Origin of the sequence: Bathymodiolus heckerae thiotrophic gill symbiont, from assembly GCF_900128515.1 — a bacterium.
GTDB lineage: Bacteria > Pseudomonadota > Gammaproteobacteria > PS1 > Pseudothioglobaceae > Thioglobus_A.
Genome location: NZ_FQTP01000060.1, coordinates 1 through 9003, shown reverse-complemented (window position 1 = coordinate 9003; position 9003 = coordinate 1). Strand labels below are relative to the sequence as shown.

General features: G+C 37.3%; 10 protein-coding genes and 2 tRNA genes. All 12 read left to right on the top strand.

Going from position 1 to position 9003, the window contains the following annotated elements:
• Nucleotides 1-3: 3 nt before the first annotated feature.
• The 12 genes from BTHERMOSOX_RS07795 to BTHERMOSOX_RS07740 all read left to right on the top strand — a co-directional run bounded on the left by BTHERMOSOX_RS07795 (nucleotide 4) and on the right by BTHERMOSOX_RS07740 (nucleotide 8981).
• Nucleotides 4-3150, top strand: a complete 3147-nt coding sequence (locus BTHERMOSOX_RS07795) for a type I restriction endonuclease subunit R (RefSeq protein ID WP_138120527.1) — start codon at nucleotides 4-6, stop codon at nucleotides 3148-3150.
• A gap of 479 nt (nucleotides 3151-3629) precedes the next feature.
• On the top strand, nucleotides 3630-4283 hold the full coding sequence (locus tag BTHERMOSOX_RS07790; protein ID WP_138120525.1) for a DUF3800 domain-containing protein: 654 nt from the start codon (nucleotides 3630-3632) through the stop codon (nucleotides 4281-4283).
• 146 nt (nucleotides 4284-4429) lie between these two features.
• Nucleotides 4430-5107: a RadC family protein gene (gene radC, locus BTHERMOSOX_RS07785; RefSeq protein WP_138120524.1), complete on the top strand. Its 678-nt coding sequence runs from the start codon at nucleotides 4430-4432 to the stop codon at nucleotides 5105-5107.
• Between the two features lie 34 nt (nucleotides 5108-5141).
• A complete protein-coding gene (locus BTHERMOSOX_RS07780) occupies nucleotides 5142-5753 on the top strand; it encodes a biosynthetic peptidoglycan transglycosylase (RefSeq protein WP_249360651.1) in 612 nt (203 codons plus the stop codon).
• A gap of 4 nt (nucleotides 5754-5757) precedes the next feature.
• Nucleotides 5758-6417: a tRNA (adenosine(37)-N6)-threonylcarbamoyltransferase complex dimerization subunit type 1 TsaB gene (gene tsaB / locus BTHERMOSOX_RS07775; protein WP_138120523.1), complete on the top strand. Its 660-nt coding sequence runs from the start codon at nucleotides 5758-5760 to the stop codon at nucleotides 6415-6417.
• 27 nt (nucleotides 6418-6444) lie between these two features.
• Nucleotides 6445-7197, top strand: a complete 753-nt coding sequence (locus BTHERMOSOX_RS07770; protein ID WP_138120522.1) for a heme ABC transporter permease — start codon at nucleotides 6445-6447, stop codon at nucleotides 7195-7197.
• Nucleotides 7194-7361 (top strand): heme exporter protein CcmD, encoded by a 168-nt coding sequence (gene ccmD, locus BTHERMOSOX_RS07765; protein ID WP_138120521.1) that lies wholly within the window; start codon nucleotides 7194-7196, stop codon nucleotides 7359-7361. Before BTHERMOSOX_RS07770 ends, ccmD begins: the two co-directional genes overlap by 4 nt.
• A 5-nt stretch (nucleotides 7362-7366) precedes the next feature.
• Nucleotides 7367-7813: a cytochrome c maturation protein CcmE gene (gene ccmE, locus BTHERMOSOX_RS07760; protein WP_138120520.1), complete on the top strand. Its 447-nt coding sequence runs from the start codon at nucleotides 7367-7369 to the stop codon at nucleotides 7811-7813.
• Nucleotides 7813-8352, top strand: a complete 540-nt coding sequence (locus BTHERMOSOX_RS07755; RefSeq protein ID WP_138120519.1) for a DsbE family thiol:disulfide interchange protein — start codon at nucleotides 7813-7815, stop codon at nucleotides 8350-8352. Before ccmE ends, BTHERMOSOX_RS07755 begins: the two co-directional genes overlap by 1 nt.
• 130 nt (nucleotides 8353-8482) lie before the next feature.
• Nucleotides 8483-8758 (top strand): HU family DNA-binding protein, encoded by a 276-nt coding sequence (locus BTHERMOSOX_RS07750; protein ID WP_138120518.1) that lies wholly within the window; start codon nucleotides 8483-8485, stop codon nucleotides 8756-8758.
• Between the two features lie 57 nt (nucleotides 8759-8815).
• Nucleotides 8816-8891: transfer RNA gene (locus tag BTHERMOSOX_RS07745), tRNA-Val, on the top strand.
• A gap of 13 nt (nucleotides 8892-8904) precedes the next feature.
• Nucleotides 8905-8981, top strand: a tRNA-Asp gene (locus BTHERMOSOX_RS07740).
• The last annotated feature ends 22 nt before the right edge of the window (nucleotides 8982-9003 follow it).

Sequence of the window (9003 nt, the reverse complement as noted above, 5' to 3'; positions counted from 1 at the left end):
GACATTGAACAAAACCTAATAGACCTATTAAAGTCTGAGGGCTACGGGTATTTTCATGGCACTGAGCTTGATGGTGTTCGTGGTGGGTTTGATCAAGTGGTTATTGAGGGTGAATTTAAAGCATCCTTGCAAAGGCTTAATCCTGATTTGGATGAAGCTGCTTTGGCTGATGCTTATAGCCAAGTGCTTGATTTAAGCTCAAATGATGTAATGACCAACAATGAGCAGTTTCATAATATGCTCACCAGTGGTGTCACGATTGAGGTGTTTGAAAATGGGCAGTCTGTTGGCAAGCAAGTTGAATTGGTTGATTTTAATAATATTCAAAATAACAGCTTTTGGGCAGTTAATCAGTTTGTTATTAAAGAGAATAATCAATCTAAAAGATTGGATGTTATTTTGTTTGTTAATGGGTTGCCGCTGGTTGTTATCGAGCTTAAAAGTGCCACCAGTGAAAAAGCCACTTTGGAACGAGCCTACACACAAATACAAAATTATAAAACCGCCATTCCAAGTATTTTTTATTACAATGCTTTATGTGTGATTTCTGATGGATTAGACGCTAGAACCTCTAGCGTGTCTGCGCCGTTCTCTCGCTTTTTGGTGTGGAAATCTCCTGAAAAAACTGAAAACGGACTTTTGCCAGAATTGCAAATATTAGCCGAGCGAATGCTGAGTAAATCAGCGCTACTTAAATTGATTCGATTTAACACGGTGTTTGAATCCGAAGAGGTTAAAGATGAAAAATCTGGATTATTACAACAAGTAAAAATTAAAAAGATTGCGGCTTATCATCAATTTTACGTTGTAGAAAAAGCCATTGCCTCAACCTTGCGAGCATTGAGCGATAACAAGGTAGCTGATGAAGTACGAGAAGCACCAGAGAGCTACGGCTTGCCTAGTGTAAAAACTCAAGAAAAAGGTGATAGAAAAGCAGGCGTAGTTTGGCATACGCAAGGTAGTGGTAAGTCGTTATCAATGGTATTTTATGCGGGGCAATTGGTGGTTGAGCCACTAATGAAAAACCCAACTATTGTAATTTTGACGGATAGAAACGATTTGGATGATCAACTATTCGAGACCTTTGGTAATTGTGTTTCACTACTTAGGCAAAAGCCAGTACAAGCTCAAGATAGGGCTGGTCTTAAAAAACTCTTAACAGTATCAGGTGGCGGTATTGTTTTTACCACGATTCAAAAATTCTACCCAGAAGAGGATAGTGCAACTTTTGATATGCTTTCAGATAGAGGTAACATTGTGGTGGTGGCTGATGAGGCACATCGTAGCCAATATGGCTTTACAGGCAAGGTGAATGAGCAGGGCAATATCAAATATGGTAATGCCAAATATATGCGTGACGCTTTGCCAAATGCAACTTACATTGGCTTTACGGGTACGCCCATTGAAAAAGAAGATCGAGACACTCAGCAAGTATTTGGTAACTATATTGATGTTTATGATATTGCTCAAGCGGTGATTGATGGTGCGACTGTACCGCTTAGCTATGAATCACGTTTGGTTAAGATTAAATTTAGTGCTGAGACAAGTAAGAAAATTGATACCTTGGTTGATAATATTAAGGGTGCTAGTGATGAGCAGATTGAAAAATCAAAATCTAGAAATTCACAAATTAATGCGATTGTTGGACACCCAGAAAGGCTAACTGATATTGCTAAAGATATTGTGCATCACTTTGAAGCACGACAAGAGGTATTTGAAGGCAAGGGCATGATTGTGTGCATGACGCGCCAAATAGCGGTAGATTTGTATGCACAGATTATCAAGCTTAGATCGCAGTGGCATAATAGTGATTTAGATAAAGGAGAAATCAAGGTGGTAATGACCAGTGCCAGTGACGATCCTGCCAGTTTTCAGCCACACCATACCAACAAGCAAGACAGAAAAGTATTGTCCACAAGGCTAAAAGATGCAAATGATGAGTTGCAATTGGTGATTGTGCAATCTATGTGGCTGACGGGTTTTGATGCACCACCACTACACACACTTTATATTGATAAGAAAATGCAAGGTGCTGCGCTGATGCAGGCAATTGCTAGAGTTAACCGAGTTTATAAGGACAAGCCTGGTGGCTTGATTGTAGATTATATTGGTATTGGGCAGGATTTGCGCAAGGCGATGAAAACTTATACTGAAAGTGGTGGTCAAGGTGATGCAGTTATTGATATTGAGCAAGTGATTGCTGGCATGAAAGAGAAATTTGAAGTGGTAGGGCAATTGTTTTATGGCTTTAAATATAAGCATTATTTTGATGCAGAAACGGGTGAAAAACTCAAAACTTTATTAGGCGCACAGAATTTTATTTTGAGTGATGAAAAACTTAAAGAGAGATTTTTATCAGCTATTGGATCATTATCAAAACTCTATGTGATGGCAGTGCCAAGCTATGAGGCAGAGCTTATTAAAGATGAAGTTGCATTTTTTCAAGCGGTGAAATCACGTATTAGTAAATTCACTCCAAGCGGTGCAAAAACTGATCAGCAGGTTGATACTGCAATTAGGCAAATTGTAGATGATGCACTGAGTAGTGGTGGTGTGGTGGATGTGTTTAAAGCGGCGGGTGTTAGTGCGCCATCGCTTGATATTTTGTCGGATGAGTTTTTGCTTGAAGTTAAAAATATGAAGCATCAAAATCTGGCTTTTGAGTTGCTTAAAAAATTGCTCAATGATGAGGTTAAGACTCGTAAGAAAAAGAACCTTATACAAGGCAAGAAATTTTCTGAAATGCTATCTAGTGTTATAAAGCGCTATCACAACAATCAAATTGACACCGCGCAGGTGATACAAGAACTTGCCAATATGGCAAAAGAGATGCGCCTGCAAGACTCTAAGGCAGATGAGCTAGGTTTAACGTCTGAAGAATACGCCTTTTATACAGTGCTTGCCGAAAATACATCAACTCAGTTTTTAGAAGATAATAAAATGAAAGAGTTAATTCATCTAATTGTGGATATTATCAGAAAGAATGCGACGGTAGATTGGGAAAAACGTGATGATATTCGTGCTAAATTACGATTAATGGTGAAAAAAGTTCTGATGAAATATGGATATCCACCAGATGTTGCTCGCATTGAAGCGGATAGAGTTCTTGAGCAAGGTGAATTATTGGCTAGTGAATTAAGCGGAAATTAAAAACATATTTGCAGGTTTTGCTATATTTGTAGGTATTTATAATCTTTTTTGGTCATGATCTAATTCAAGCGGTGAGCCTTACAGAATGAAAAGACCCGTTATAAGCTAAAATTTCTAAAAGTAAGTTTAAAAAAGCCCGTTTACAAAATTTCCGAAATTTTTCAACTTTCTAAAAACCAATCACTTTCCACGCTTAAAAACCCCATAAAAGCATAAGGTGTAGGCCTTGCTTGCATCTAAAAGGCATAAAAACCCTTATTTTTAGCTATTTTTCAGCAATATTTTCTTATTTAGCACTTAAAAATCCACCTGAGTAGATAGAGTCTGCTCAGAAAACCATTCATTCATTAAATTTGCTAAATTTTTCCAATAAAAAACAATATATTTAACGTAAAAAATAATTAAATTAAATAATATAAATTTTGTATTTTGTATTATTTGAAGTTTATGGATCACAAAAGCCTTTAAAATTATAGGCTATGATTATTTATTTAGATGAGTCTGGTGATTTAGGCTTTGACTTTACTAACAAAAAGCCGTCAAAAAAATTTGTTATTACATTACTAGTGTGTAAAGATAAGAGTGCGGCAGATTCTTTTGGGTACGCTGTTAAAAGAACCCTTAAAAACAAGCTAAATCATAAGAAGACAAATAACAGAAATACTGAAGAGTTGCATGCTACAAAAGATTCAATCTCTACAAAGAAGTATTTCTATAGGCGGATTAAAAGCACTAATTGGGAAATTTATACTGCCATCCTTAATAAAACTAAAATTTATAATCATTTGACTACTAAATCTGGACGCAAGAAACTTTACAATTTTTTAGCTCATTATTTATTAGAGAAAGTTGATTTAAGTAAAGTAAATTCTGCAGTTACTTTGGTTGTTGACAAATGTAAAAATAAGGCTGAAATTGAAGATTTTAACCAATATTTAGTGGCTAAACTAGAAGGGAAATTGCCTTTGAATTTACCACCATTGTTAATTAGTCATGAAGACTCTAAGAGTAATACAGGTATACAGAGTGTTGATTATTTTTGCTGGGGTGTTTACAGGAAGTATGAGCATCAAGATCTGGAGTGGTATGAGTGCTTTAAAGATAAAATATTAATTGAGCAGAAATATCTTTGATAAAACAGCAGACATAAAAAAGACGGCCCCTACTATGTCTAATTCTTGATACTCTTGCCAACCGCTGGAAGGGAACATATCAAGCACATAATAGGACTTATCCGTCTATGAATCATTATACACTACAAAATACAATATAACAATATATGGCAATAACCGACTGGCACGAAAACGACCGACCACGAGAAAAATTACTGAAATTTGGTGAAGCCAGTCTCAGTGATGCTGAGCTGTTGGCGATATTTTTGCGTACGGGTGTGAAAGGTAAAAATGCAGTGGAATTAGCGCAGGATTTGCTTGATCAGTTTGGCTCGTTGCATAATTTACTCAATGCTAGTGAAAAAGAATTTTGCCAAGCCAAGGGTTTGGGTAAGGCGAAATACGCGAATTTACGTGGGGTATTGGCAATGGCAAAGCGCCATTTTGAATCAGGTTTAACCAAAGGTGATGTGTTTACTAGCCCTGAACAAATTGCCCAATATTTGCATTTACATATTGGCCACTCAAGTCGTGAACAATTCGTGGTTTTGTTGTTGGATCAAAAGCACAGGTTGATTGAGCTTGATATTTTATTTACGGGAACGCTTAATCAAGCGAGCGTACATCCACGAGAGGTGGTGAAAATAGCACTTGAGAAAAATGCTTGCGCGGTGGTTTTGGCGCATAATCATCCATCAGGCGATCCAATGCCATCAAAAGCGGATATTGATATTACTACTAGAATTAAGCAGGCATTAGAGTTGATCGACGTACAGCTGTTGGACCATATTATTATTGGTGATGGTGGACATTTTGAAAGCTTGGCTCAAGATAACCAACTATGAATAATGTTTTTTTAAATGGCTTAAATACGCCATAGTGCTTGGTGTTGTGGTTTTTGCACTGTATGTTAATTACCTTGATAATATTATTAAAGATGAATTTTCAAAACCAGAAAGTTCTGATTTTATGAGTTATGAGCAGCAATCAAAAACAGTGGTTAATATGTTGTTAATAACTGAAGATCAATCATTTTTTTCACATCCAGGGGTGGATTTTAAAGAGATTTTGCGTGTTGTTAGAGACTATGTTTGGCGTGATAAGCCTCTACGTGGCGCAAGTACCATTACTCAACAATTAATTAAAAATTCGCTACTGACGCGAGAGCGTACCATTGATCGTAAGCTTAAAGAGATTGTTATGGCGTTATTACTAGAGCTGTCTTTTGATAAAAACTTTATTTTAAATTATTACATGAATAGTGTTTATCTTGGCCAGAAGGGTAATTTGAGTATTCATGGTTTTCATCAGGTTGCTCAGTTTTATTTTAATAATGATATCGATAAGCTAACTTTAGAAGAAATGGCAACATTAGTGGCTTTGGTTAAGGGTCCGAGTTACTATCATCCGATTAAACAATCGCAACGATTAGCCGAGCGTAGACAATTGGTATTGAGACTATATCACAAGTATGAAAAGATTGTAAAATAGCCAAATGCAAAATATATTAGCCATTGATACTTGTACGGAAGTCTGCTCAGTCAGTTTATATGCACAATCTAAGAAAACGTCTCGTTTTTTAAAAGATGTGACTAAAAGCTCAGGATTGATTTTGCCTTTGTGTGATGAAGTGTTGGATGAAATGGGTTTGGATGTTAAGGATTTAGACTTAATTGTTTATACTAAAGGCCCTGGTGCTTTTACGGGTGTGCGTATGTGCGTGAGTGTAGCACAAGGTATGTCGTTGGCATTTGATATTCCAACTTTGGGGTTTTCTACGTTGGCGGTTGCGGGTTATGGTGCTAGTCAAAAATTTAAATCCAATAATATTGCAATCGCGTTAGATGCACGCATGAACGAGATTTATTGGGGTGTTTACGAAAACAACAGATTAATTGATGAAACAATTTTTAAACCAGAATCTGCACCTAAACTTGGTTCAGATTATGTCGGTGTTGGAACAGGCTGGAGTGCGTATCAGCAAGACTTAACCAAGGCAACTGGCATTGAGAATTATCAGGCTGATTTTTATCCTAAGGCTGAAAATTTAATCGAGATGGCTTTGATACATATAGGTAACAATCAACCAATGGACGATAATTTGCCACTGCCGACTTATTTACGCAACAACGTGGCCAAAAAATCCTTAAAATAACTTACAGATTTTATTAAAGAATATATTATGTGGAAATGGATTCAGGCGTTTGCCTCACCTAAAAATTTCTATTCAATAAGTGCTAAAATTATCCCTTGGCTTTTATACCCATTTATCATTATTACTTTGGTCGGTTTGTATTGGGGTTTGATTATTGCCCCGGCTGACTATCAACAAGGCGAGAGCTACCGTATTATGTATGTACATGTGCCAGCAGCTTGGATGAGTATGTTTATTTATGTAGTGATGGCTATTTCTGGTGGTATTGGGCTTATTTGGCAAATTAAATTAGCCAATGTCGTCGCTAAAGTATCCGCACCAATTGGCGCTTCATTTACATTGCTAGCATTGATTACGGGCGCTGTATGGGGTAAGCCAATGTGGGGCACCTGGTGGGTTTGGGACGCGCGACTTACTAGTGAGTTGATTTTATTATTCTTATATTTAGCCTATATGTCGCTGAATAATGCCTTTGACAATCCTAAAACTGCTGCAAAGGCCAGCTCGATTTTGGCCATTGTGGGATTGGTTAATATTCCCATTATTCATTATTCGGTGACTTGGTGGAATACGCTTCATCAAGGTGCTTCTGTTAGCTCTATTGAGAAAATTACGCAACCGGCTATTCACTCTGATATGTTGATGCCGTTATTACTAATGGGGATTGCCTTTAAGTTATTGTACGGAACTTTGATGTTGATGCGCGCTAGAGATGAGGTATTAATACAAGAACAGAATAGCGGTTGGGTGAAGAAAATAATTATGGAGGAGAGTCGATGACATTGGCAGAGTATTTTTCATTTTTACCATATGGTAAGTATGCATTTTATATTTGGTTTTCGTATTTAACGACTTTCGTTGTGATTGCGGTGTTATTCATTAGAACCAAATCTATTCATAAAAATATAATCAAGCAGTTACGACTTAAATATTCAAGGAATTAATTAAAATGACAAAACGACAAAGTAGAATGATTTTGGTGGCTATATTGGTTTCTGGCGTGAGTTTGGCAGGTTATTTTGGCTTAAAAGCATTTAATGAAAACCTTCTTTATTATTTTTCTCCGACCGATGTTGTTGAGGGTAAAGCACCACAAGGAAAGAGTTTTCGTTTAGGCGGCTTAGTAGGCATGAATAGCGTGAAGCGTGATGGTATTAAAGTGAGCTTTGATGTGACAGATAACGCTAACACTTTCACTATTAAATACGAAGGCATCTTGCCAGATTTATTTAGAGAGGGTCAGGGTATTATTACTACGGGCTCATTAGTGGACGGTACGTTTATGGCAACAGAAGTACTGGCCAAGCATGATGAAAATTATATGCCGCCAGAAGTGGCCGAATCTCTTAAAAAGAGCACTTCTCAAGTGGGCACTAGCCAGAGTGCTGAACAATAATGGGAAAATTTTTACCCTTGGTTATTTTTTTTGTCCTTGCTTGGTTTTTGTATGACGGTCTTGGTCGTGATACTAAAAAACTGCCATCACCACTCATTGGAAAATCTTTTCCTAATCTGGAAGTGGAGGATTTTGAAACTACTGAGAAGTACACCACTCAGTCGGTGCTAAAAGGTCAAATTACCTTAGTTAATGTTTGGGCTTCTTGGTGTGTAACTTGCCGTGCAGAACATCAAATGCTGATGAAAATTGCCAAAACTAATTCAATTCAAATGCTGGGTATTAATTATAAAGACACTCACAAAGAGGGTCAGATTTTCTTAAATAGATTAGGTAATCCATACGATAAAATTATTTTTGATCAAGCAGGAAAGCTTGGTTTAGAGTTGGGTGTGTACGCAACACCTGAGACTTTTATTGTCGACAGCCAAGGAATAATCCAGTTTAAACGCATTGGGCAACTCACATCTGAGATCTGGAAAACGCAAATTTTACCGTTAATTCAACAGCTTAAACTATTAGAAAAAACTAAACCATAAGGTTTGACATATATTTTTAAAAAATGCGTTGACAGTAGGGGTATTTAATGGATAATTCATTGAAAGCGATTTAGTAGCGCTTAACAAATTTCAACATTGAAATTCGATTTACGAAACAGGAGAACAAGTAATGAACAAGTCAGATTTAGTAGCAGCAATTGCTGAAACATCAGGTTTAACAAAGGCAGACGCAGCTCGCGCATTAGATGCAACAACGGGTGCAATTACTTCAGCATTATCAGCAGGTGATAACGTAGCAATTACAGGCTTCGGTAGCTTCTTAGTAAGAGATCGTGCAGCACGTACAGGCCGCAACCCACAAACAGGTGAAGCGATTCAAATTAAAGCATCTAAAGTACCTGCATTTAAAGCAGGTAAATTACTTAAAGAATCAGTTAACGCATAAGATTTTTTTTCAGTATAATGTGCCTCGTACTTAAGTACTAGGTACATTGTTTTTCTTGGGCGATTAGCTCAGTTGGTAGAGCGTCGCCCTTACAAGGCGAATGTCACAAGTTCAAGTCTTGTATCGCCCACCAAGGAAAACATTTCGGAGCGGTAGCTCAGCTGGTTAGAGTGCCTGCCTGTCACGCAGGACGTCGCGGGTTCGAATCCCGTCCGCTCCGCCATAACTTTTTTAAGTTTTGGCAC

Excerpts from the sequence above, each read along its gene's own strand:
- BTHERMOSOX_RS07790 (WP_138120525.1), top strand. The coding sequence starts at position 3,630 with ATGATTATTTATTTAGATGAGTCTGGTGATTTAGGCTTTGACTTTACT.
- radC (WP_138120524.1), top strand. The coding sequence starts at position 4,430 with ATGGCAATAACCGACTGGCACGAAAACGACCGACCACGAGAAAAATTA.
- tsaB (WP_138120523.1), top strand. The coding sequence starts at position 5,758 with ATGCAAAATATATTAGCCATTGATACTTGTACGGAAGTCTGCTCAGTC.
- BTHERMOSOX_RS07770 (WP_138120522.1), top strand. The coding sequence starts at position 6,445 with ATGTGGAAATGGATTCAGGCGTTTGCCTCACCTAAAAATTTCTATTCA.
- ccmD (WP_138120521.1), top strand. The coding sequence starts at position 7,194 with ATGACATTGGCAGAGTATTTTTCATTTTTACCATATGGTAAGTATGCA.
- ccmE (WP_138120520.1), top strand. The coding sequence starts at position 7,367 with ATGACAAAACGACAAAGTAGAATGATTTTGGTGGCTATATTGGTTTCT.
- BTHERMOSOX_RS07755 (WP_138120519.1), top strand. The coding sequence starts at position 7,813 with ATGGGAAAATTTTTACCCTTGGTTATTTTTTTTGTCCTTGCTTGGTTT.
- BTHERMOSOX_RS07750 (WP_138120518.1), top strand. The coding sequence starts at position 8,483 with ATGAACAAGTCAGATTTAGTAGCAGCAATTGCTGAAACATCAGGTTTA.